The sequence below is a fragment of the Planosporangium spinosum genome, assembly GCF_049999945.1.
Lineage (GTDB): Bacteria > Actinomycetota > Actinomycetes > Mycobacteriales > Micromonosporaceae > Planosporangium > Planosporangium spinosum.
The window spans coordinates 140,345-163,463 of sequence record NZ_JBLYUB010000016.1 but is presented as its reverse complement, the minus strand read 5'-3'; the positions used below and the strand labels follow the sequence as shown (position 1 = coordinate 163,463).

The 23,119-nt window shown below is 72.3% G+C and carries 18 protein-coding genes; 8 read left to right on the top strand and 10 right to left on the bottom strand.

Going from position 1 to position 23,119, the window contains the following annotated elements:
- Positions 1-59: 59 nt before the first annotated feature.
- The 7 genes from ACNTMW_RS21525 to ACNTMW_RS21495 form a co-directional block, all read right to left on the bottom strand.
- Complete coding sequence (locus ACNTMW_RS21525) at positions 60-935, bottom strand: NAD(P)H-hydrate dehydratase (protein WP_426635509.1); 876 nt, start codon at positions 933-935, stop codon at positions 60-62.
- The gene (locus ACNTMW_RS21520; protein ID WP_426635508.1) at positions 919-1,650 is read right to left on the bottom strand and encodes a histidine phosphatase family protein; all 732 of its coding nucleotides are present in this window, start codon (positions 1,648-1,650) and stop codon (positions 919-921) included. Before ACNTMW_RS21520 ends, ACNTMW_RS21525 begins: the two co-directional genes overlap by 17 nt.
- Before the next feature lie 149 nt (positions 1,651-1,799).
- Positions 1,800-3,686, bottom strand: coding sequence for a rhamnogalacturonan lyase (locus tag ACNTMW_RS21515; protein ID WP_426635507.1), 1,887 nt, complete (start codon positions 3,684-3,686; stop codon positions 1,800-1,802).
- Between the two features lie 216 nt (positions 3,687-3,902).
- Positions 3,903-4,886, bottom strand: a complete 984-nt coding sequence (locus tag ACNTMW_RS21510; RefSeq protein WP_426635506.1) for an aldo/keto reductase — start codon at positions 4,884-4,886, stop codon at positions 3,903-3,905.
- A gap of 89 nt (positions 4,887-4,975) precedes the next feature.
- Positions 4,976-5,641 carry a lysozyme gene (locus tag ACNTMW_RS21505; protein WP_426635505.1) on the bottom strand — a complete coding sequence of 222 codons (666 nt, stop codon included), beginning with the start codon at positions 5,639-5,641 and terminating at the stop codon, positions 4,976-4,978.
- A 564-nt stretch (positions 5,642-6,205) separates the two neighbouring features.
- Positions 6,206-7,876 (bottom strand): DUF885 domain-containing protein, encoded by a 1,671-nt coding sequence (locus ACNTMW_RS21500; RefSeq protein ID WP_426635504.1) that lies wholly within the window; start codon positions 7,874-7,876, stop codon positions 6,206-6,208.
- 79 nt (positions 7,877-7,955) lie between these two features.
- Entirely contained in the window at positions 7,956-8,603 is a 648-nt protein-coding gene (locus ACNTMW_RS21495; protein WP_426635503.1) for an FMN-binding negative transcriptional regulator, read from the bottom strand.
- A 207-nt stretch (positions 8,604-8,810) separates the two neighbouring features.
- Between ACNTMW_RS21495 and ACNTMW_RS21490 the strand changes: the two genes are divergently transcribed.
- The 6 genes from ACNTMW_RS21490 (at position 8,811) to ACNTMW_RS21465 (ending at position 15,970) form a co-directional block, all read left to right on the top strand.
- The gene (locus tag ACNTMW_RS21490) at positions 8,811-9,830 is read left to right on the top strand and encodes an efflux RND transporter periplasmic adaptor subunit (protein WP_426635502.1); all 1,020 of its coding nucleotides are present in this window, start codon (positions 8,811-8,813) and stop codon (positions 9,828-9,830) included.
- On the top strand, positions 9,827-10,525 hold the full coding sequence (locus ACNTMW_RS21485) for an ABC transporter ATP-binding protein (RefSeq protein ID WP_426635501.1): 699 nt from the start codon (positions 9,827-9,829) through the stop codon (positions 10,523-10,525). Before ACNTMW_RS21490 ends, ACNTMW_RS21485 begins: the two co-directional genes overlap by 4 nt.
- Complete coding sequence (locus tag ACNTMW_RS21480) at positions 10,522-11,832, top strand: ABC transporter permease (RefSeq protein WP_426635500.1); 1,311 nt, start codon at positions 10,522-10,524, stop codon at positions 11,830-11,832. The genes ACNTMW_RS21485 and ACNTMW_RS21480 overlap by 4 nt, the downstream gene beginning before the upstream one ends.
- Before the next feature lie 330 nt (positions 11,833-12,162).
- The gene (locus ACNTMW_RS21475; protein ID WP_426635499.1) at positions 12,163-12,873 is read left to right on the top strand and encodes a VOC family protein; all 711 of its coding nucleotides are present in this window, start codon (positions 12,163-12,165) and stop codon (positions 12,871-12,873) included.
- A 503-nt stretch (positions 12,874-13,376) separates the two neighbouring features.
- The gene (locus ACNTMW_RS21470) at positions 13,377-14,114 is read left to right on the top strand and encodes a DUF6230 family protein (protein ID WP_426635498.1); all 738 of its coding nucleotides are present in this window, start codon (positions 13,377-13,379) and stop codon (positions 14,112-14,114) included.
- An 80-nt stretch (positions 14,115-14,194) separates the two neighbouring features.
- Positions 14,195-15,970, top strand: coding sequence for a DUF6114 domain-containing protein (locus ACNTMW_RS21465; RefSeq protein WP_426635497.1), 1,776 nt, complete (start codon positions 14,195-14,197; stop codon positions 15,968-15,970).
- Here ACNTMW_RS21465 and ACNTMW_RS21460 read toward each other — a convergent pair.
- The 3 genes from ACNTMW_RS21460 to ACNTMW_RS21450 form a co-directional block, all read right to left on the bottom strand.
- Positions 15,957-17,066 (bottom strand): CaiB/BaiF CoA transferase family protein, encoded by a 1,110-nt coding sequence (locus tag ACNTMW_RS21460; protein ID WP_426635496.1) that lies wholly within the window; start codon positions 17,064-17,066, stop codon positions 15,957-15,959. The genes ACNTMW_RS21465 and ACNTMW_RS21460 overlap by 14 nt on opposite strands.
- A gap of 5 nt (positions 17,067-17,071) precedes the next feature.
- Complete coding sequence (locus ACNTMW_RS21455) at positions 17,072-18,745, bottom strand: DUF885 domain-containing protein (protein ID WP_426635495.1); 1,674 nt, start codon at positions 18,743-18,745, stop codon at positions 17,072-17,074.
- Positions 18,746-18,878: 133 nt separating this feature from the next.
- Positions 18,879-19,946 carry a PHP domain-containing protein gene (locus ACNTMW_RS21450; RefSeq protein ID WP_426635494.1) on the bottom strand — a complete coding sequence of 356 codons (1,068 nt, stop codon included), beginning with the start codon at positions 19,944-19,946 and terminating at the stop codon, positions 18,879-18,881.
- Positions 19,947-20,055: 109 nt separating this feature from the next.
- Between ACNTMW_RS21450 and ACNTMW_RS21445 the strand changes: the two genes are divergently transcribed.
- Together ACNTMW_RS21445 and mtnA are read left to right on the top strand one after the other, a co-directional pair.
- Positions 20,056-21,954, top strand: coding sequence for a M48 family metallopeptidase (locus ACNTMW_RS21445; RefSeq protein ID WP_426635493.1), 1,899 nt, complete (start codon positions 20,056-20,058; stop codon positions 21,952-21,954).
- Between the two features lie 28 nt (positions 21,955-21,982).
- Complete coding sequence (gene mtnA, locus ACNTMW_RS21440) at positions 21,983-22,990, top strand: S-methyl-5-thioribose-1-phosphate isomerase (protein ID WP_426635492.1); 1,008 nt, start codon at positions 21,983-21,985, stop codon at positions 22,988-22,990.
- Positions 22,991-23,119: the final 129 nt, after the last annotated feature.

Here is a 23,119-nt window from a genome sequence, read left to right as displayed (position 1 = left end):
TTGGCCGGAGGTGACACCGTAACCGGCCGGGTCACCCCTCGGTGGCCCGACCGGTCGCGTCAGATCTCCGCGATCGTGCGCGGCACCTCGTCGAGAAGCTCGCGGGCGAGGAACCCGATCCGGCCGAAGCGGGGTGCCAGGCGCAGCCCGGTGGCCGCGTGGACGTACGCGCCCCAGCACGCCGCCTGTGCCGCGTCGGCGCCCCGGGACAGCAGCCCGGCCACGATCCCGGCGCGGACGTCGCCGCTGCCCGAGGTGCCGAGGCCGGCGTCGCCGCTCTCCTCGCGCCAGGTCCGCCCGTCCGGGGCGGCGATGTGGCCGAAGAGTGACACGACGGCGCCGTACCGCTCGGCCAGGACGGCCGCGGTGCGGCCGAGGTCCTCGTCGGGCTCGCGGCCGAGCAGGAACGCCGCCTCGGTGAGGTTCGGGGTGAGGACGGACTGCGCCCGGTGCCCGGCCAGCAGGTCGGGGTCGTGGCTGAGGGCCCCCAGCGCGTACGCGTCGAGGACCAGCGCGGTGTCCGGGCCGGCCGCGTCGATGACGTGGCGCAGCAGTACCGCGGTCTCGTCGACGTTGTCCAGCCCCGGACCGACGGCGACGGCCCGGGCGTCGGCAGCCAGGTCGGCCAGGCGGCCCGGTGGTCGGCCGGCGACCGACCCGGCGGCCGTCTCGGGAAGGCCGATCACCAGCGCCTCCGGTACCTGGATGCTCAACGCCGCCGCGGTCGAATCCGCCACGGCGAGCTGGAGCACGCCGGCACCGGCGCGCAGCGCCGCCACGCCGGCGAGGAGGACCGCCCCGGGGGTGAAGCGGGAGCCGCCGACGACCAGGACCGTGCCGCGGGCGCCCTTGTCGTCGCCACTTCCCGGCACCGGCAAGGGCCACTGCCGCAGCAGGCGCGGGGTGATGACCTCGGGGTCAGACCGGCTCGGCATGGACCTCTTCCTCCCGCGTCGGCGTGGCGCCCTCCCGGCGCAGGTGGTCCGCCCGGTTGAAGTCCACGATCGACATCCCGCCGTCCGCCGTGCGCCGCCAGCTGGTGACCGATCCGTTGGTGATCGAGTTGTCGCGGGCCACCTCCATCAGCTCCGCCTCGGTGAGCCCTTCGAGGAGGTAGCGGAGCAGGAACACCACGGCCTCGTGGCCCACCAGCAGAACGCGGCCGCCGTCGTGGTCGCGCCGGAGATCACCGAGCAGGCTGCGCAGCCGTAACGTCACGTCGGCCCACGACTCGCCGCCCGGCGGCCGGTAGTAGAACTTGCCCAACCGCTGCCGGCGGACCGCCTCGGCGGGCAGCCGGGTACGCACCCCGTACCCGGTGAGCAGGTCGAGAACGCCCAGCTCCCGGTCGCGCAACCGCTCGTCGCGGACCAGGGGGACGGCCAGGCCGTCGAGGGCGATCTCGGCGGTCTGCACGGTGCGCAGGTACGGCGAGACGACCACGACGTCCGGCCGCTGCCGGTCGGGCCGCTCCCGCAGCCACCGCCCCACGGCGGCCGCCTGCCCCCGGCCGGTCTCCGACAGCGGGACGTCGGCGTCCCGCTCCGGGATGTCGATCAGTTCCGATCCGCCAGCCTCGGCGCTGGCCGCCGCGACGTTACCCGTGCTCTCCCCGTGCCGGACGATGCCGAGCCACTCCAGTTCAGCCATATGCCCATCGGTACCCGCACGGAAGGCGCGGGTAAACCGGACCGGCCGCGGCCGGGGCGGTGCCCGGTCGCGGCCGGCGGTCGGGGCGTGATCGCGTCGATGGTCGGGGCGTGATCGCGTTGACGGTCGGAGCGCGGTCGCGTCCGGGGTCAGGGGACGTAGATGTTCGGCCGGGGCGGGGTGGCCATGCCGTCACCGATGAAGAAGCTGGGGTGCGGCGGCTGGTTGTACGCCGTGTTCTGCCACGCGACCGCGACCCGGTACTGCGTGTCGTGCATCAGCGTGGTGATGCGCCGGTCGGTGACGGTGGTCGTGGCGTAGATACGCAGGGCCGAGCTGTCCGACGTACGCCAGACCACCTCCTCGCGCCAGTCGCCGAACAGGTCCGCCGACAGTGCCGGGGTGGCCTTGGTGCCGTTGTTGGAGGCGACTCCGCTGCCGGTGAGCAGGCGGGTGTCACCGCCGGTGCCGTACTTGTCGATGTGGGTACCGTCGAGCAGTTCGCGCACGGGATCGGCGTCCCACCAGATCAGGAAGTTCGCCGAACCGGGCTTGCGGCCGACGTTCTGTCCCCTGGTGTTGTAGAGCCCGGAGACGGCGGACGACCAGGACTCCGCGCCGGGGCTGCCGGCCCAGATGTCATCGGAGACCCCCCGGCCGTTGTCGCAGCCGCACGACGCGTTCTGCCACAGGACCGCACCGGTACGGGCGTCGGCGAACCAGGCGGCCGGTTTGCTCGTGTCCTCGTCGACCTTGAACACCTCCAGCCCGGGGTGGGCCGGGTCGAGGTCGCCGACGTGCAGCGCGTCGCCGTGGCCGTACCCGGTGTTCCACAGGCGCTGGCCGTTGTCGTCGACGGCCATCGCGCCGAAGATGATCTCGTCGCGGCCGTCGGCGTCGACGTCGGCGATCGACAACTGGTGGTTGCCCTGCCCGGCGTACGCGCTGTTGCCGCTCGCGGCGGAGTCGAACGTCCACCGCTTCGTCAGGCTCCCGGAGCGGAAGTCCCAGGCGGCGATGACCGTACGGGTGTAGTAGCCGCGCGACATGATCAGGCTGGGGCGCTGGCCGTCGAGGTACGCGGTGGCCGCCAGGAACCGGTCGACCCGGTTGCCGTAGCTGTCCCCCCAGGACGAGACCGTCCCGCGAGGCGGGTCGTAGTTCACCGTGGACAGTGCCGCGCCGGTCCGGCCGTCGAACATGGTCAGGTACTCGGGGCCGGACAGCACGTAGCCGCTGGAGTTGCGGTAATCGGCGCCGGAGTCGCCGATGACCCGCCCGGTGCCGTCCCGGCTCCCGTCGGCGGTCTTCATCGCCACCTCGGCGCGGCCGTCCCCGTCGTAGTCGTACACCTGGAACTGGGTGTAGTGCGCCCCGGCGCGGATGTTGCGACCCAGGTCGATGCGCCAGAGCCGGGTGCCGGACAGCGTGTACGCGTCGACGAAGACGTTCCCGGTGTACCCGGACTGCGAGTTGTCCTTGGAGTTGGACGGGTCCCACTTCAGGACGATCTCGTACTGGCCGTCGCCGTCCAGGTCGCCGACGCTGGCGTCGTTCGCGGCGTACGTGTACGCCTCACCCGAGGGTGTCGTGCCGCCCGGTGGTACCTGGAGCCGCACGTCGAGGTAGCCGTTGGTGAACTGGAGTGCGGCTGGCGACGCGGCCTGCTCGACGCCGCCGACCACGGCGCGCACCGTGTACCCGCTGCCGGCGGCGGCGCCGGCGTCGAGGTAGTTGGTCGAGTTGGCGATCGGTGTGGAGTTGAGCTTTGTCGAGCCGCGGTAGACGTTGAACGTCACGTCGGCCGGGTCGGTGCCGAGCAGTCGCCAGCTGACCAGGTTTCCGTTGCCGGACCGGACGCTCACCACGCCCCGGCCGAGCCGTTCGGCCTGCCTGGCGGTGGCCGCCAGGAGAGGGGTCGGTGCGTCGGCGGCGGTGGCCGCCAGGAGGGGGGCCGGCGTGGCGGCGACGGCGGCCGCGGTGGCGACGACGGTGGTGAGGGCCGCCATTCGCGGCCGGGTACGTAGTGGTTTCATGGCGCGCTCTCCCTTTCGAGGGTGCAGAGCGCCGAGGCCGTACCCAGGTTAGGACAGCGCTTTCCCGGGAGCAAGACGGTCATCGATGCGTAGTCCCGCTCCGGACTTGATCGTCACAACTTCGGGGAAGTTGTGGCCTCAGCCTTGGCCGGATACCACAATTTCCCGGTAGTTGTGACGACCCGGAAGTTGTGGCGGTCTAGCGTGCGCCGGTCGTCACCAGCGGTGGTGCACCTGGTCGGCGACCAGCTCGCGGTAGACCGCCGCCACCTCGTCGTGGGTGGACTGCGGCAACGGCGGGAGCTCGGCCGCCGCGGCGTTGGCCCGGGCCTGCCGCGAGTCGCGGGCACCCGGGATCACCACGGAGACCGCCGGGTGGTCGAGCACCCAGCGCAGCGCGAACTGGGCGGTCGTGGCGCCCTCCGGTACCAGCGGGGTGAGCCGTCGCACGACCTCGAGGCCGGTGGCGAAGTCGACGCCGGAGAACGTCTCACCGACGTCGAACGCCTCGCCGTTGCGGTTGAACGTGCGGTGGTCGTTGTCCGGAAAGCGGGTCTGCTCGTCGTACCTGCCCGACAGCAGCCCGCTGGCCAGCGGTACCCGCGCGATGATGCCGACCCCGGCCGCCCGGGCCGCCGGCAGCACCTCTTCGAGCGGCTTGAGGCGCAGGACGTTGACGATGATCTGCACGGTCGCCACGCCGGGGCGGGCGATCGCGGTCAGTGCCTCCGCGCAGGTCTCGACGCTCACGCCGTACGCGGCGATCCGCTTCTCCTGCACCAGCGTGTCGAGCGCGTCGAAGACGGCGTCGCTGGCGTAGACCGGCGTCGGCGGGCAGTGCAGTTGCACCAGGTCCAGGGTGTCCACGCCCAGGTTCTCCCGGGACCGGTCGGTCCAGGCGCGGAAGTTGTCGAGGGTGTAGTTGGCGGGATCCTGGCTCAACCGGCGGCCCATCTTGGTGGCGACGGTGATCCCGGAGCCGGCGGAGGAGTGCAGGAACTGGCCGATGATGCGCTCGCTGCGCCCGTCGCCGTACACGTCTGCGGTGTCGAAGAAGGTCACGCCGGCGTCGGCGGCCGCCAGGAGTACGTCCAAGGAGTCGCCCTCGTGGACCTCGCCCCAGTCCGCGCCGAGCTGCCACGTGCCCAGACCCATCACGCCGACCGGGATCCCGGTGCGGCCAAGCATCCGCTGCTCCATGCCCGAAAGCCTAGGTCAGATCGGACAGTGCGGTCTCGGGCGGCCACCGGATCCGCGGTGACCGCCCGAGACCATGACCGGTTCGATCGTCAGCAGGGGCCGTTGCAGGCCAGCACCTTCAGCCGGTCCAGGGTGCCGTTCCAGACGTTCTGGTCACCGGGGAACGTGCCGGAGGACGCGTACTGCCAGAACGAGTACGTGCCCCAGCCGGCCGGGAGCGTGCCAACCGAGCTGGAGTACCGGGCGATCCACAGCGGGTTGTTGGCGCTGAACTGCGAGGTGTTGCCGGTGCAGGTGGTCCACCAGTCGGTGGTGGTGTAGATGGTGGCCCAGCGGCCGGTGCGGGCCTTGTACTGGTTGACGAAGTCGGCGATCCAGCTCCGCATGCTGGCCTGGGACAGGCCGAAGCACGTCGCGCCGTACGGGTTGTACTCGATGTCGAGCGCGCCGGGCAGGGTCTTGCCGTCCTTGGACCAGCCGCCGCCGTGGTCGACGAAGTAGTTGGCCTGGGCGGCGCCGCTGGAGCGGTCGGGCAGCGCGAAGTGGTAGGAGCCGCGGATCATGCCCACGTTGTACGAGCCGTTGTACTGCTGGGCGAAGTAGGGGTTGGTGTAGCCGGTGCCTTCGGTGGCCTTGACGTAGGCGAACCGGGCGCCGTTGTTCCAGGCCGCCTGCCAGTTCACGTTGCCCTGGTAGCCGGAGACGTCCATGCCGGGGAGGCCCGCGGGGGCTGCGCTGGCGGCGGTCGGCGTCATGGCGAGGGCCGCCGCGGTCGCCGCGACGGACAGGCTGGCCAGTAGTCGACCCGTCCACCGGCGCTTGGGGGGTGGACGTGCCGCGCGTCGATTGTGTCATTGATCCCTCCGGGGAAGTCATCGAAAGACGTCGATGAGCATCGCCGGTTGGACCGCGTTCCACAAGGGGTTGCTGATTAACAATACGGAGAGAATAGATGTAGGAAAGTAACAACAGGCCGAACCGCACCCCATCAAGGACCCTCGATCCCCCGATTGCGGAGAGGGGACGCCGGCCGGGGAGTCGCGATGCCTCTCAAGATCCGCGGGCCGCTTCGGGATCCATGGGCCGCTTCGGATCCACAGTTCCGCAAGATCCACAGTTCCGCAAGATCCACAGTTCCGCAAGATCCACAGTTCCGCAAGATCCGCGCAATGTCGCGGACATTGCTGCCTCGGCGGGGATGGATGCCGCAATGTGTGCGACATTGCGTGGATCTTGGTGCGCCCACGGGCTGGTACCGGTGCGGCCGCGACGGGTGCGTGGGCCCGGTGGCGCGCCGCGCTGACCTGGGCGCCTCGCTGTCACCGGTGACCGGCCACCCACGCCTCGACGATCTCGCCCAGTACCCGTAGCGGCACCGGGCCGCTGCCGATGACGGTGTCGTGGAACGACCGGATGTCGAACCGGTCGCCGAGCGCCTGCTCGGCGGCGGCCCGGATCCGCTGGATCTCCAGCCGGCCCACCATGTACGCCAGCGCCTGCCCCGGATCCGCGATGTACCGGTCCACCTCGGAGTCGATCTCCACCTGTGACATCGCGGTGTTGTCCCGCAGATAGTCCACCGCCTGCTGCCGCGACCAGCCCATCGTGTGCAGGCCGGTGTCGACCACGAGCCGGGCCGCCCGGATCGAGTCCGCGCTGAGCATGCCGAGCCGCGCGATCGGGTCGGAGTACAGCCCCATCTCGTCGGCCAGCCGCTCCGCGTACAGGCCCCAGCCCTCGTCGTACGCCGTGAACGGGGCCAGCCGCCGCAGCAGCGGAAGGTCGGTCAGCTCCTGGGCGAGGACCTGCTGGAAGTGGTGGCCCGGTACGGCCTCGTGGAAGGCGGTCGCCTCGCTGCTGTACCGGTTGCGCTCCTCCGCGCGGTGGGTGTTGGCGAAGTAGGTGCCGGGCCGGCTGCCGTCGAGTGCCGGCGCGTTGTAGTACGCGCCCGGCGCGCCGGGGGCCTCGGCGGCCGGCACGGCCTCCACCACGCACCGCTGGCCAGGCAGCCGGCCGAACCACCGTGGCGCGGCCGCCTCCGCCCGGCTGATCGCGGCGCGGGCGGCGGTGAGCAGTTCCTCGCCGTCCTTCCAGCGCAGGGCCGGGTCGTTGCGCAACCGGGTGAAGATCTCGGCGACGTCGCGGGTCCCGAACTCCGCCGCGCCGATCTCGGCGTACTCCCGGGCCAGGCCGGCGACGATGTCCAACCCGGTCCGGTGCAGTTCCTGCGGTGAGCGATCGGTGGTGGTGTGCACCCGGACGAGCCGGGCGTAGGTCGCCGCACCGTCGGGCAGCCAGCACAGGCCCGCCCGGTCGGCGGGCCGGCCGTGCGGCAGTACCTCGGTGGCCAGCACGTCGCGGTAGCGGGCGAAGGCCGGGCGCACCAGCTCGTCGAGCAGGCGGTCGCGCTCGGCGTCGAACGCCCCGGCGGCTTCGGCGGGCGGCTTCGGCCGGCGCAGCGGGTCGTTGTCCCGGTCGGACAGGTACCGGTCCAGGTGTGCGACGGCGGCCTGAACGAGGTGGCGTACCGGTAGCCGCCCGGCGGTGATGCCTGACCGGTGGCGGTCGGCGATGGCCGCCAGCACCTCGGGTATCCGGGCCAGCCGGGCGAGGTAGGCGTCGGCGTGGGACCGCTCGGCGATGCCGGTCATCGGCAGCAGGAACAGCAGTTCGGTGGCCGGCGCGGCGAACGTGTCGGTCACCGTGTACTCGACCGCGCGGGAGGCCAGGCGATCCAGGATCGCCTTGGCCTGCTGCACCACCACCGCTCCGGTCACCCGATCGGTCGCGTCGAGCGCGCCGGGATCCAGGGCCTCGGCGCGGGCGGCGATGTCCGCGACCCGCGCCCGGACCGCCTCACGGCCGGCCTCGCTGTGGTCGGCCAGCCGGTCGTCGCGGTCATGGATTCCCGCCAGGGTGGCGGCCCCCGGCTCCGCGTCGAAGAACGCGTCCAGCAGTTCGTCGGCAAGGCCCGAAGCCGTCGTCGCCATGGATCACCCGGTCACGTTCGTCGATGCAGATCTCCGACCGTACCCCGGGATGCGCCGGGTCCGCTGTCCGGCGAGGTCCTCACCGGGGCGGGTTCGGCGCGTCGGCGACCGGGTTGGCCGCGCGCACCGCCGCGGCGCTCGCGGTGTCGCCCCGCGCCGCCAGCCCTTCCCCGACCCCGTCGACATCGGCCCGCGACCGGTTCTGGCTCAGCTTGAGCTTCGCCTCGATCCGGCTGATGACCACTTCGACCCCGACGATCGCGCGTAGCTGCCCGGCGATGAACGCCGGCGGCGCGTCGTCCACCGACCACGGCGGTGCGCCCGCCGCCTCGTGCCGGTCGGTGAGCCGGCGCACCAGCGAGTCGAGCCAGGCGGGGTCGTCGTGGACGACCAGCCGGCCGTAGACGTGCGCGGTCACGTAGTTCCACGTCGGCACGACCCGGCCGTGCTCGGCCTTGCTCGGGTACCACGACGGTGACACGTAGGCGTCCGGGCCGCGGACGATGACCATCGCCTCGCCGATCATCGGCTGCCGCCACTGGTCGTTGTTGCGGGCGAGGTGGCCGAGCAGTGCGCCGTGCTCGCCGACCTCGGGGTCGTACACGAACGGCAGAAGTGTCGCGACCAGGCCCTGCGGGGTCGCCGTCACCAGGTCGGCCGCGCCGTGGTTGGCCAGGAGATCGTGGACGGCTCGTGCGTCGGCGGCGAAATGGGCGGGGATGTACATTGAAGCACCTCGTTGCGGTCGGTCGCACCCCTCGTGCGTGCCGGCGGGGGCGGGCGCCCCAACGGTACGGGGCGCGGGTTTGACACCGTGCCGTACCTTGTGGCGCGCCGTCCGACGCGGGTGCGACCGGACGCGACGCTCTGTGCTCCGCCCTACGTATACCTGGGGAATTGTCGCAACCGCCAAGCATTCCAACGGGGGTTACCGGTGCCAAAACAGATCCTGCTCCGCGCGGGCGTCCTCGCGGCGGTCGCGGCCGTGGCGAGCGCGTGCGGCTCGTCGCAGCCCAAGACCGCGAGTCCCGAACTCGCCGCGCGCGGCACGACGATGACGACCGCCAAGCCGACCCGTCAGGACCTGTCCAACAAGGTCAGCCTCGGCGGCAAGGTCGTCATGAACCCGATCTTCGGGTTGGTCGCCCCCGTCGCCGGGCAGGTGCGCTACCTCGACGTCAAGGCCCCGCAGAGTACGCCGACCAAGCCGACCTGGGTGGCGAGCGTGTGGGCCGACGGCAAGGCGAACCGCGTGGAGGTGCCGGCGGGGGCCACGTTCGCCGGCCGGCTGGTCGCCGACCGGTCCACCGTCACCGCCGGGATGCCCGTGGTCTCGGCGAAGCTGGTGGGCTACGGCATCGTGGCCGACATCGACGCGGCGCAGGCGTACAAGCTCACCGACGCGCTCGGCTCGGCGCAGGTCCAGATCAAGAACGGCCCGGGGCCGTTCCCCTGCACCGTGCTGGGTACCATCGCGGCCCTGCCGGCCGGTACCATCCCGGACCCGCCGGCCGCCGCGCCCAGCGGCCAGGCCAACCAGCCGCCGGACAAGCAGTCCGCACCGCCGGGAGCCCCGGGGGCGCCGGGGGAGCGTGACGGCGCGGCCACCCCGTCGGAGCCGACCGGTATGCGGCTGGTGTGCACCGCGCCCGCCGACGTGAAGCTGATCAACGGGGCCGCCGCCACCATCGAGGTGGTGACCGCGAAGACGGCCAACGCGCTCGTCGTACCGGTCGAGGCCGTCGCCGGTACCCAGGGCAAGGGCAAGGTCGACGTGGTGCGGCCGGACCGTACCCGGGAGACCCGGGACGTCGTGCTCGGGCTGACCGACGGCAAGGTCGTGGAGATCAAGTCCGGCCTGACCGGTGACGAGACGCTCGCGGTACCCGGCCCGAACCTGCCGCCCGCCAAGTCCGAGGGTGACGGCGGACCGACCCCGGCGGAGACCAAGTGACCCCGCTCATCCAACTCGTCGGCGTGACCAAGACGCTCAAGGGCCAGGGCAAGGAGCGCACCATTCTCGACGGCGTCGACCTCACCGTCCACCCGGGCGAGAGCGTGGCGATCCTCGGGCGCTCCGGATCGGGCAAGAGCACCCTGCTGAGCCTGATCGGGCTGTTCGACCGGCCGGACGGCGGCCAGTACCTGCTGGGCGGCCGGGACATCAGCCGGCTACCGGAGCGCAAGGCCGCCGCCCTGCGCAGCGCCGAGTTCGGCTTCGTGTTCCAGCGGTTCTTCCTGCTCAAACACCTGACCGCGGCGCAGAACGTGGCGATGGCGCTGGTCAACGGCCAGGGTTGGCTGCCCCGGCGCAAGCGCAGAGCCAAGGTCATGGCGGCCCTGGAGCAGGTCGGCATCGCCCACCTGGCCAAGCACAGGCCGCCGCGGCTGTCCGGCGGTGAGCAGCAGCGGGTCGCCATCGCCCGGGCCCTGGTACGCGAGCCGCGGCTGCTGCTGGCCGACGAGCCGACCGGGGCGCTGGACACCGAGACCGGCAACCTGGTGATCGGCGCGCTGCACGCGGCGACCGAACGGGGGTGCGGCCTGATCCTGGTGACCCACGACCGCGACCACGCCGACCGGATGCAGCGGGTACTGCGGCTCTCCGACGGGGCCCTCACCCCGGCGGCCGAGCGGGTGGTCGCGTGATCGGGCTGTCCGGGCGGCTGCGCTCGTCACTGATCATCGGGGTACAGGGGATCAGGGCCCGCAAGCTGCGGACCCTGCTGTCGATGGTGAGCCTCTTCCTCGGCGTACTGGCCGTCGTGGTGGTCCAGGCGGGTGCCGAGATCGCCAACCGCGCGCTGCTCGCCGACCTCGAACTGACCCAGGGCAGGGACGGCACCCTGCAGATCTACCTGCCGTCCACTCCGCCGGTCGCCCCGGTCGTCCTGGACACCGTGCGGGGCCGGGCCGGCGCGGTGGCGGCGATCGACACCCGGGCCGTCATCGGCGAGCCCGGGGTCACCCCGATCAACCCGGGCGGCGCACCGTTCGACGGGCCGGGCGCGGGCGACTACGGCGACATGGTCTGCGGCCCCACCGGGTGCTTCCCCCGGGAGAAGACGGACGTCGCGCCGCCCGGCAAGGCGATCGAGGTGCGTCTGGTCGCGTTGACCGGGGACGTCCGGCAGTTCCGTCCGTTCCGGCCTCAGGTCGGCCAGTGGCTGGACTTCTCCTCGGCCCCGTCGCTGTCGCCGGGACTCGTGCTCAACAAGGAGGCGGCGAAGGGCTTCACGAAGTACCGGGTGCCCGCCGAGATGCGGGTCGACGGCGCCGATGTCAACGCCACCCCCCGGATCGTCGGGGTGGTCGATGACGGCGGCGGTGGCCAGCCGACCGCGTACGTGCGGGCGGACGAGCTGATGAACTGGCTGCCCGCGGCGAAGATCGGCGGCGGCCCGTACGGGGGTGGCCTGCAGGTGCTGTTGGCGCCGACGGCGACGGATGTGCAGCAGACGCTGCGCGCGCGACTGGCCGCCAGCGGCGTACCCGCCGATCAGATCCACATTGAGCCGATCAACAGCCGGGAGCGCATGGAGACGGAGCTCGCCATCATGCGCTGGGTCTTCCTCGGCATGGCGAGCCTGGTCCTGCTCATCGGCGTCGCCGGCATCCTCAACGTCGGGCTCGCCACGGTCGGCGAACGGGTGGAGGAGTTCGCGCTCCGCCGCGCCGTGGGCACGCCGAGATCCCTGCTGGCCGGCATCGTTCTGGCGGAGACCCTGCTCACCGGGCTGCTGACCGCGGCGGCCGCGGTCGGGGTCGCGGCGGCATGCGTGAAGGTGGCCGCGGTGGTGCTCAGCGGACGGGCGGCCTTCCTGCAGGATCTCCAGTTCCCCTGGCAGGCCGGGGTGGCGGGGGTGGTCGCCGGCCTGGTCGCCGGGGTGCTCGGCGGCTTCGTCCCGGCGGTACGGGCGGCCCGCATCCCCATCGCCACCGTGATGCGGGCCTGAGTCCGCCCGGCGCCGGCGTGCGCAGGAGGGCGCCGGCGTGCGCACGCCGGCGTGCGCAGGAGGGCATATCCGACGCCGACGGCCTGCGGCGGGATGACCTGATCAAGGAGACCAGCACCCGCCGCCGGGAACCGCACCCACAGACCTGACGCGGGGAACCGCGCCCGAGGCCGGGCGTACGGACGGCCGACGGCGACCACGGTCGGCCCGCTGTCACCCGGCACCCTGAACCGCCGGCGGGGCGCCGTCCCCGGCGGAAAGGTGACCGGCGGGGGCCCAGCTGTGCGTTCTTTCCGCGCAGGCCCGCGTGGATTGGACAAAGATGGATGGATGACCATCGCCAGCTTCAAGGATCTGTGTATGGACGCCGAGGATGCGCTTTCCCAGGCGCGGTTCTGGGCCTCGGTGCTCGGCGCCTCGCCCGTCGACCGGGGCGACGGATCGGCCCGGCTCGATCCGGCGTCCGGCCGGAGTTCCGGCGAGGCGATCTGGATCGATCCGGTACCGGAGCCGCGTACCGTCAAGACCCGGGTCCACCTTGACCTGCGGCTCGCCGGGGCGAGCCCGGAGGCCCTGCTGCGCGCGGGCGCCACGGTGGTACGCGAACCGGGCCGGGATCCGTGGTGGGTACTGGCCGACCCGGAGGGGAACGAGTTCTGTGCGTTCCCACCCGGACCGGCCGCGTCGGATCCGCCGGGAGTGTTCGAGCTGGTCGTCGACTGCCGTGACGCGTGGGCCCAGGCGACGTGGTGGGCCGAGGTCACCGGCGGTAAGGCGAGGCGGTCCGACGAGGGCCCGTTCGCCTGGGTCGAGGGCGCTACCGGGTTCCCGTGGCGGTCCTGGGTCTTCGCCGAGGTGCCCGAGCCCAAAGTGGTCAAGAATCGGATGCACTGGGATGTCGACCTGGTTGGATCCGGGCCGGACGCGCTGGTTGCCGCCGGTGCGGCCGTCCTGCGTGAGCGCGGTGGCGACATCCGGTGGTGGGTGCTGGCCGACCCGGAGGGGAACGAGTTCTGCGCCTTTCCGGCCGGTGACCGGTAGGGAAGGCGCAGGGCCGGCCGTGGTTCGTGGCGGCTCGTCGGGGCCGGACGCCGTCCATCGGGGATGGTGGCCGTCGCGGTGCGTGACTCCCGATGGGCCCCTTGCGTCACCGTCGGAAACCCTTTGTATATTGACGTCGGTGATGACCAATGCGTGACGAGGCTCGCACATTGTGCGCTTGCGGTTAGCTGAAAGTGACAACAACCGCAGGTGGGGATGGGCAAGCAGGCAGACAGGACCCTTGTTACCAAAATGTAATGGGAACATTTCTCAGCTACTTGTGGTGACACTCACAGGAGCGATTCGGTCGCATTTGTCCGACCGAAGGGCATCTGCGGTCGCCGGCTCGGCGTCGAAATTGTGACTCTGGGTAGTTATCGCGCGGAACGATGGTTACCGACCAGTAGCACGGGCTTGAATGCGGCCCCCAGTCACGGCAACATCACTCGCACGCCACACCCACCCCGGCGGCCTGTGACCCGCCCGGCCGGTGTGGCGCAGACATGCACTTCACGCATCTCGTCACCAGCGATACCCCCCAGTCGCGCTGCGCGACCGCTCCGGTGACACCACTCGCGAGGAGGACTTCCGTGAAGGATGCGCAAGGCGACCTGGTGCAGGGCCGCACCAAGTGGCGGCGGTTTGCCGTTGTGGTGCTGCCCGCCGCGGCGGCCGCGGGCGCCATGATGGTCGGGATGGCGAACGGCGCGATCGCCGCGCAGTTCTCGGTCTCCGGCCAGACGTTCAAGGTCGCGGCCGACCGGCTCGAGGGTGACGGCTTCACCCAGTACGGCGGGCTCGCCAGCGAGGCCGGTGCCAACAAGGAGAACCCGGCCGACCCCAAGAACCACCCGATCGCGGTCTCCGGCATCAAGTCGGCGGACCTTTACGGCCTGTGCCAGTCGGTGAAGGTGCCGGGCCTGCCCGTCAGCCTGGTGATCAACGCTGGCGGCAATGGTGACCCGGCAAAGGCCACCGACCTGCTGATCGGCATGGACGACCTGAAGGGCAACGCGACGTTCACCAACATCAACATTGGTCAGGACGCCTCGACGATGGACAAGGGCGGAGTCAACCTGCCCCGCGGCCAGGCGGGCGCCTTCGGTCAGCAGGCTGACCACGTCACGATCACCAACCTGAAGCAGACGGCCCGGTCCACCCAGGCTGCCACCTTCCAGCTCACGGGCCTGCACATGTACGTGGACGTGAGCGCGACGGGCACCCCCAAGGAGTGCTTCTAGCACGTCATGAGGCCCGCGGTCGGTTGTCCGCGGGCCTCACCCGTGCAGTGGTTCCTTACCCCTGAACGTTGGAGGAGTACGTGCCGACCGCACACGCGTCGCAGGCGGGTAGCCCCGCCGGGGGCGGGCGGAACTTCCGCCACTGGCGGCGGTCACGCCCGTTCTGGGGCGGACTGCTGCTGATCCTGTCGGGCATCGAGCTGTTCCTCAGCGGGAATCTCAACCTCGGTGCGTTGCAGTTCCACGTCGGGCCGACGGGATTCCTGTCGTACGTCGTACCGGCGATGCTGATCCTCTGCGGCGCCGGGGCCTGGATGACGCCCAACCTGCGGCTGTTCTACGGCATCCTCGGCTCGCTGGTCGCGGTGTACTCGCTGATCGGGGTCAACCTCGGCGGCTTCTTCATCGGGCTGCTGCTCGGCATCATCGGTGGCGCCCTCGTCATCGCCTGGGCGCCGGTTGCGAACCCGGACACCCCCGCGGCCACGCCGACGGCCGGCGAGCCGGCGGACAGCCGTCCGGACGACTACGCCGACCAGTCGGCGGCCGTCGGCCCCGGCACCTACGCCGACCAGGCGACCGACCCGCGGCCCCGGTACGACCACGGCCAGCCGTACGGGGCCGTTCCCGGCGCCGCCGACACGGTCGAGATGCCGCGCCACGCCGAGCCGCGTGACGCCGAGTCACAGCGGTGGTGGGATCCCTCCCAGCCGGGCGGCCGGCACGGCCAGCAGGAGCCGCCGACCTCCGGCAGCGGCTCGGGTGGTGGCACCTACACCCGGACGCTGGCGATCACGCTCGTACCGGTGACACTGGCGGCCGCGCTGGTGATCGCCGTGAACCGGACCGGACCGGCGTACGCGGTACCGACGCCCCCGCCGATACCGACGCCGACCGCCTGCCCGACCGTCACTTCCAGCGCCTCCGCCTCGGCGAGCGCCCAGGCGAACGCGAAGAAGTCGCCGAGCGCGAAGCCGGCGCCGAGCGCGAAGGCGGCGCCGAGTGCCAAGCCGGTGCCGGGCGCGGCCGCCGCGAAGAGCGCCGCGCCGGAGGGCGGTACCGCCTCGGCCAGCCCGCAGCCGAACCCCTCCGCCGCCTCCGATGACAGTGGCAACCCGCTGCTGGACTTCTTGAACGGCGTGGTCGACGGGTTGAACGGCGTGGTCGACGGGGTGGGCAGGCTCTTCGGTGGCGGGTCGGACACCCCGGCCGCGGCGGCGTCGCAGAGCCCGAGCACCAGCGCCAGCGCCAGCGCGAGCGCCAGCGCCAGCGCCAGCGGCATCCTTCCCGGGCTGCCCGCGGTACCCGGAACCAGCGCGTCCGGTACCCCGGTCGTGCCGTCGGTTACGCCGAGCCAGCAGCCGCAGCCGTCCGGCTCGGTGGAGCCGTGCTTCGGGTACGGCGAGGTCAAGGCGATTCCGGCTCCGTCCGGTATGCCGATGCCCGCCTCCACCCAGGCGGTGCTGACCGGTCAGTCCGTCACGCTGATCAACTTCCGCTACGACGGCGTGGTGGAGTTGGACACGAAGACCGGCAAGGTCAAGGCCCTCCAGATGTCGATGGACCGGTCGACCACGACGCCGTTCCAGTTGAAGGTGGCCGAGCCCAACGGCAAGAGCACGCTGATCACGAGCGACTCGCTCACGGTCAAGGACAACGTGAAGTTCTTCGCGTCCAAGTTCCACGGCAAGATGTTCGGGCTCGACACCCCGCTGACCAACGTCACCTACACGCCCGACTCGCCGCCGCCGTCGATCCCCCTGCCGGTGGTGTGGTTCACCGACCCGGTCATCGACCTGGTCTTCGTGCGGTGCGACACGCTCGAGGCGCCGAACCTCAAGATCAACGAGGTGTGACCGGCGGCCCCTGCTCCGGGGGCGGAAGCCGGTAGCTGACCGGGGTGTCCGACAGGCGTAGCGGGCTCGCGACGCTGGTCGGCCACCCCGGTTGCCGTACCACCGGGTCCAGCCCCAGCCGCTCGGCCAGCGCGAACGCCCCGGCCACGTCGTTGACCCGCCCGCACGGCACCCCGGCCGCGGTCAGCGCCTCCACCCAGTGCGCGGCCGGGCGCGAGCGCAGCACCGACTCCAACTCCGCGACCAGGGCGTCGCGGTGACGTACCCGTGCCGGGTTGTCGGCGAACCGGACGTCCGACACGAGCCGGGGCGTGGCGAGCCCGTCGCACAGCCGGGCGAACTGCCGGTCATTGCCGACCGCCACGACGATCGGGGAATCGGCGGTGCGCAGCGTCTCGTACGGGGCGATGCTGGGGTGCCGGTTACCCATCCGCTCGCCGACCACTCCCGCGTTGAGGTACGCCGACGCCTGGTTGACCAGCGCGGCCAGCAGACTGCCCAGCAGGTTCACCTCGACGCGCTGGCCCCGGCCGGTCCGCTCGCGCGCGTACAGCGCGGCCAGCACCCCGCTGGTCAGGTTCTGGCCGGCCAGCACGTCGACCAGCGCCACGCCGACCTTGGTCGGCGCGCCGTCCGGCTCGCCGGTCAGCGACATCAACCCGCCCACGGCCTGGATGAGGAAGTCGTAGCCGGGCAGGGCGGAGTCCCGGCCGAACCCGGTGACGCTGGCGTAGACCAGGCGCGGGTTGTCGGCGGCCAGGTCGTCGTAGCCGAGCCCGAAGCGCTCCATGGTGCCGGGGGCGAAGTTCTCGACGAGGACGTCGGCGCGCAGCGCCAGCTCTCGGGCGACCTCCCGGCCCTCCGGAGTGGACAGGTCGAGGCTGACGCTGCGCTTGTTGCGGTTGACGGCGAGGTAGTAGGTGGAGGTGCCGTCGGGTGCGGACGGCGGGGCCCAGGACCGGGTCTCGTCGCCGGTGCCCGGCCGCTCCACCTTCACCACCTCGGCGCCGAGGTCACCCAGCGTCATCGTGGCCAGCGGGCCGGCGAGGACGCGGGAGAAGTCGGCCACCAGCAGGCCGTGGAGCGGCCCGGGCATCCGGGTCAGACCCGCGCGAGGGCGGCCCGGAGCGGGTCCAGCCCCAGTGCCCCGAGATTGAGCGCGTCCCGGTGGAACGTGCGCAGGTCGAAGGCCGCGCCCTTACGCGCCCGCGCGTCCTCGCGCGCCTGCAGCCAGATCCGCTCGCCGAGTTTGTACGAGGGGGCCTGGCCGGCCCAGCCGAGGTAGCGGTTGACCTCGAAACGCAGGTTCTCGTCCGGCACCCGGCAGTGCGCCCGCATGAACTCCCAGCCCAGCTCCGGCGTCCACCGCTCACCCGGGTGGAACCCGAACGGGTTGTCGCGCGGGATCTCCAGTTCGAGGTGCATGCCGATGTCGACGATCACCCGGGCCGCGCGGAACGCCTGCCCGTCGAGCATGCCGAGGCGGTCGCCCGGGTCGGCCAGGTAGCCCAGCTCGTCCATCAGGCGCTCGGCGTACAGCGCCCAGCCCTCACCGTGGCCGGAGCACCAGCACAGCAGGCGCTGCCACCGGTTGAGCAGCTCGGCGCGGGCCACCGTCTGTCCGATCTGGAGGTGGTGACCCGGCACTCCCTCGTGGTAGACGGTCGTCACCTCGCGCCAGGTCGAGAACGTGTCGATGCCCAGCGGCACCGCCCACCACATCCGGCCGGGCCGGGTGAAGTCCTCGCTGGGGCCGGTGTAGTAGATGGCGCCGTCGGAGGTGGGAGCGAGGCAGCACTCGATCCGGCGCACCGACTCGGGGATGTCGAAGTGCGCGCCGTGCAGCTCGTCGACGGCGCGGTCGGCCAGCTCCTGCATCCAGCCGCGGAAGGCATCCTTGCCGGTGATGTTGCGGGTCGGGTCGGCGTCCAGCGCGTCCACGGCGTCGTCGACCGAGCCGCCGGGGACGATCTTGTCGGCCACCCGGCGCATCTCCGCCTCCAGGCGGGCCAGCTCCGTGAAGCCCCACGCGTACGCCTCGTGCGCGTCGACGTCGGCGCCGAGGAAGTAGCCGAGGGCGCGGGCGTACCGCTCGGGTCCGGCGGCCTGCTTCGCCCGGCCCCGTGGCGCCAGCTCCTCGCGCAGGAACCGTCCGGTCTCGGCGGTCGACGCGCGCGCGGCCGCAGCGGCCCGGCGCAGGTCGGCGCGCAGCGCCTCGCTCACCCCGGCCGCGGCCCGCTCGGCCAGCGCGGGGTAGAAGTCGTCCCCGGCCGGGTCGGTCCAGATGTCGCACTGCTTGGCGACCTCGATCATCTGTTGCCGTGGTGACACGTGACCGGAGTCGGCCGCGTGCCGCAGGGTCTGCCGCCACTGGGCCAGCGCCGTCGGCACCGCGGCCAGCCGGGTGGCGATGTTGGCCGCGGCCTCCTCGCCTGACGTGGGCATCAGGTCGAACGCGGCCCGTATCGTGTGCAGGCCGCTGGCGATGACGTTGACCGCGCTGGTGACGTCACCGGCGTCGTAGAGCGTCAGGGACCGGCCCAGCCGCTCCCGCATGGCCTCCTTCGCCACCCGTTCCCGCTCGTCCGCCGGCTCCGCCGCGTCGAGCCGGGCCAGCGTGCGCCGGTCGAGGTCGGCGAGGGCGGCGTACCCCTCCGGGGAGTAGTCGGTCATCCGGTCGTCGTGGCCGGCGATGCCGGCGTGGGTCGCCCCGGTCGGGTCGAGTGACGCCCATTCGTCTACGTACCGGTCGGCGATGTCATGTACACGATCCACGTGTCCGACCCTAGTTGACCCTGGCAGCGCCGTGTATCGGCAGAAGGCGGCCGCCGGCCGGCCGAGGGTGGCCGTTAGGGAGATCATCCGTGCGACCGGGCGGGGAGATCATCCGTGCGTCCGCCGTGGAAGATCATCCGTGCGACCGGGCCCACTCGACCAGCTCGTGCGCCGGCATCGTGTTGACCACGCGGTCCGGGCCCACCCCGCACGCGGCGGCGCGGGCACAGCCGTACGGCAGCCAGTCCAGCTGGCCGGGGGCGTGCGCGTCGGTGTCGATGCTGAACCGGCAGCCCAGCTCGTACGCCCGGCGCAGCAGCCGCTTCGGCGGGTCCAGCCGCTCCGGCCGGCTGTTGATCTCGATGGCCTTGTCGTACTCGGCGGCCGTGCCGAACACCGCGTCGGCGTCGAACGTGCTCTCCGGCCGCTTGTTCTGCCCGGTCGCCTTCCTGCCGGTGACCAGCCGGCCGGTGCAGTGCCCGAGGATGTCCACGTGCGGGTTGGCCAGCGCCGTCACCATGCGCCTGGTCATCACCGCGGACTCGTCGCGCAGCCTGCTGTGCACCGAGGCGACCACGACGTCGAGGCGGGCCAGCAACTCGTCGGTCTGGTCCAGCGACCCGTCCGCCAGGATGTCCACCTCGATGCCGGTCAGCAACCGGAACGGCTTCATCGCACCCTGGGCGGCGAGGTCGGACAGTTTCTCGTTCAGCGCGGCGACGATGTCCAACTGCTCGCGTAGCCGGTCGGCCGACAGGCCGCGAGCCACTGTCAGACGCGGCGAGTGGTCGGTGAGTACCAGGTACTCGTGCCCCAGGTCGACCGCGGCCAGCGCCATCTCCTCGATCGGGGAGCCGCCGTCGGACCAGTCCGAGTGGCTGTGGCAGTCGCCGCGCAGCGCCGCCCGCAGCGCGGCGGTCGCCTCGTCGAGATCGCTGCCCTCGGTGTCGAGCAGGCGGCGCAGGTAGACCGGCTCCTCGCCGGCCAGCGACTCGGCCACGCAGCGGGCGGTCACCTCGCCGACCCCGGTCAGCTCGGTGAGGGTACCGGCGCGGGACCGCTCCGCCACCTCGTCCGCGCCCACCGTGGCGAGCACCGCCGCGGCCGTCCGGAACGCCTTCACCCGGTAGGTCGCCTCGTGGGCGCGCTCCAACAGGAACGCGATGCGCCGCAGGTCTTCGATCGGATCACGGTCGGCCATGCCGCCGACGTTAGTGCGCCGACCGCCGGATCGTCGTACGTCCGGAGGAGAGACATTGATGATCGCGACCGTTAGGGTCCGCTCGACGATGCCATGGGAGGAAACACGGATGGTCACCACAGTGCGCGCGGCGGTGTCGGCCGCCCTGCTCGCCGGCTTCTACGTGCTCGCCTTCGGCGTGGTCGCGGGGCTCGGCTGGGTCGCCGTGTGGCTGTGGCGCGAGCATCCCGGCGCCGCTGCCGGCAAGCTGAGTTTCCTCGTACTCGCGCTCGCGGCGGGCATCGTGGTGGCGCTGTGGAAGGTGGTCACCACCCGGCCGGAGCCGCCGGACGGCGTGGTCGTCGACGAGCGGCAGGCGCCGGAGCTGTGGGCGGGCGTGCGCGAGCTCGCCGCGGTCGTGCGGACCCGAGTACCTGACGAAATCCGGCTGGTCGCCGAGGTCAACGCGGCCGTCACCGAGGACTCCCGGCTGCTCGGCCTGCGGGCCGGCCGGCGCTACCTCTACATCGGAGTGCCGCTGCTGCAGGCGCTCACCGTCGACCAGGTGCGGGCCGTGCTCGCCCATGAACTCGGCCACTACTCGCACAGCCACACCCGGCTGGGTGCCCTGACCTACCGGGGCAAGGCCGCCATCGTGCACACCATCGCCCAGGTGGGCCCGAAGACGCTCGCCGGTCGGCTCTTCGGCCTGTACGCGCGGCTGTACTTCCTGGTCTCGCTGGCGGTCAGCCGGCGCATGGAGCTGGAGGCCGACCGGGCCGCCGTCCGCGCGGGCGGCAGCGGCGCGGCCGCCGGCGCGCTGCGCGAACTGCCGGTCATCAGCGCCGCGTGGGGCTTCTACCTCAACAACTACGTCGGGTGGGGGCTGGACTCCGGGCACGCCCCGACCGGTGTCCTGGACGGGTTTGGCCGAATGCTCGCCGCGCGCGGTGACGAGTTGGCGCAGCTGCGGGAGAAGGCGCCCGACGAGGAGCGCTCGCGGTGGGACTCACACCCGCCGGTCGGCGCCCGGGTGGCGGTGATCGAGCGGGAGCCCGCCGTACCGGACAGCGGCGACCGCCGCCCCGCGGTGGCACTCGTGCCGCTGCTGCCGGAGCTGCTGGACGCGATCGAGCGGAGCACGTTCGACTTCGGTGACCGCGTCCGGGTGCCGTTCGAGGAGTACACGGCCCGGGCCATGCGGATGGTCCACCAGCGGGACGCGGACACGCTCTACCGGGTGGCCGCCCGGATCGCCGGGGTGTCGCGCAGCGACCTCGACACGGTACTGGACCTCATCGAGGCGGGCCGGGGCGGCGAGCTGGGCTCCGCGCTGCGGCCCGGCGCGCGGCCCGAGCCCCGGGCGGACGCCGCGGCGCTCGGATCGGCGCTGGAGAGCGCGCTCGCCGTGGCCGTGGAGCGCGCCGGTGCCGGGCGCTGGCAGCACTCCTGGTCGCAGTCGGCCACCCTGGTCGGGCGCGACGGGTCGGCCCTGGACCTGACCCCGCTCGTGGCGGCGGCGGTCGGCGGACCGGCGGGTGCGGCCGAGCTGCGGGCCCGCCTGCACGGGTGGGGCGTGGACACCGCGGTCGCCCGCGCCGAGCAGACGGCCGCCACCGCCGTGGGCGCCGAGGTCGTCGCGGCGGTCAGCGATCTGAAGTCCGCCGACGGGCTCTACGACGTGCTGGTGTTCTCAACCGGGCTCCAGCTCGTCCCGTCCCCCGGCAAGAAGCACCACGAGCAGGCCAAGCGGCGGCTGTACAAGCTGGCGGCCGAGACCGCGCCCGCGGAGCTGGCCGCCCGGGCGGGCGGTCGGTTCCTCGCCTTCGAGGACATCGCGACGGCGCGGCTGGCGAAGCGGGTACCGGTGACCTTCGAGGTGACCATGCGCGACGGCGGTACCGTGACGCTGCGCCAGAGCCTGCACTCCGAAGAGCTGGGCGAGGGCTTCAAGGCGCTCGGCGGGGTCGTGGGCGCGATGGGCCGGGACGACGCGGAGCGGGCGGGAGCCGCGCCGGACGCTTCGTGACCGGTGCCGGCCTGACTAGGCTGAGTCGATGCGGACCATCGACTGGGTTGACGGTGCGGTGGAGATCATCGACCAGACCGCGCTGCCGGACGCCACCCGGATCCTGCGCCTGTCCACCGTGGAGGAACTGGTCGCGGCGATCCGCCGGCTCGCGGTACGGGGAGCCCCGGCGATCGGGGTGGCCGGCGCCTTCGGTGTGGTGCTGGCCGCGCGCCAGTTCGCCGGTGACCCCGACCGGCTGGCTGCCGCCGTGGACCTGGTAGGGACGGCGCGCCCCACCGCGGTCAACCTCGCCCGCTGCGTCCAGCGGGTGGCGACCCGGCTGCCCGACGGCCCCGACGCCGTCCTCGACGAGGCGCTGCGGATCCGCGACGAGGAGATCGACAGCGCCGACCGGATGGCCCGCCTCGGCGCCGACCTGGTCAGCTCGCTGTGCGGGGAGCGTCCCCGGCTGCTGACCCACTGCAACACCGGCGCGCTGGCCACCGTGACCGGCGGTACGGCGCTCGCGGTGGCGTTCGAACTGCACCGGCGGGGCGCGCTGGCCGGCATGGTCGCGAGTGAGACCCGCCCGCTGTTGCAGGGAGCCCGGCTGACCGCCTGGGAGTTGGCTCAGGCAGGCATCCCGTACCGGCTGGCGGTCGACGGCGCCGGGCCGTTCCTCATGAGCCGCGGGGAGGTCGATGCCGTGATCCTGGGTGCCGACCGGATCTGTGCCAACGGTGACGTGGTCAACAAGGTCGGTACCTACGCGCACGCCCTCGGCGCGCGGGCGGCCGGCATCCCGTTCGTGGTGGTGGCGCCCGAGTCGACGGTCGATCTCGACACGCCGTCGGGGGACGAGGTCGAGATCGAGGACCGGGGCGCGGCCGAGGTGATGTCGTTCCACGGCGTGGCCGCGGGACCGGCGGGGGCCGACGCGGTCAACCCCGCGTTCGACGTGACCCCGCACTCGTTGGTGACCGCGATCGTCACCGACCGGCGGGTGGTCCGGCTGGACCGGGGAGAGAAACTGGCTCCGTACCACCCCGCCTGAGGGGCTGCCCTACAATCGCTTGGCCGGCCGGGGTAGGCTGCCGGCGATTTTCGTCTAAGGTGCCGGTACGGCGGGGGCGCCTGCACCGTGGGCTGCCGGCTGTGCGGCCCAGGCACCGACGTCCAGCGA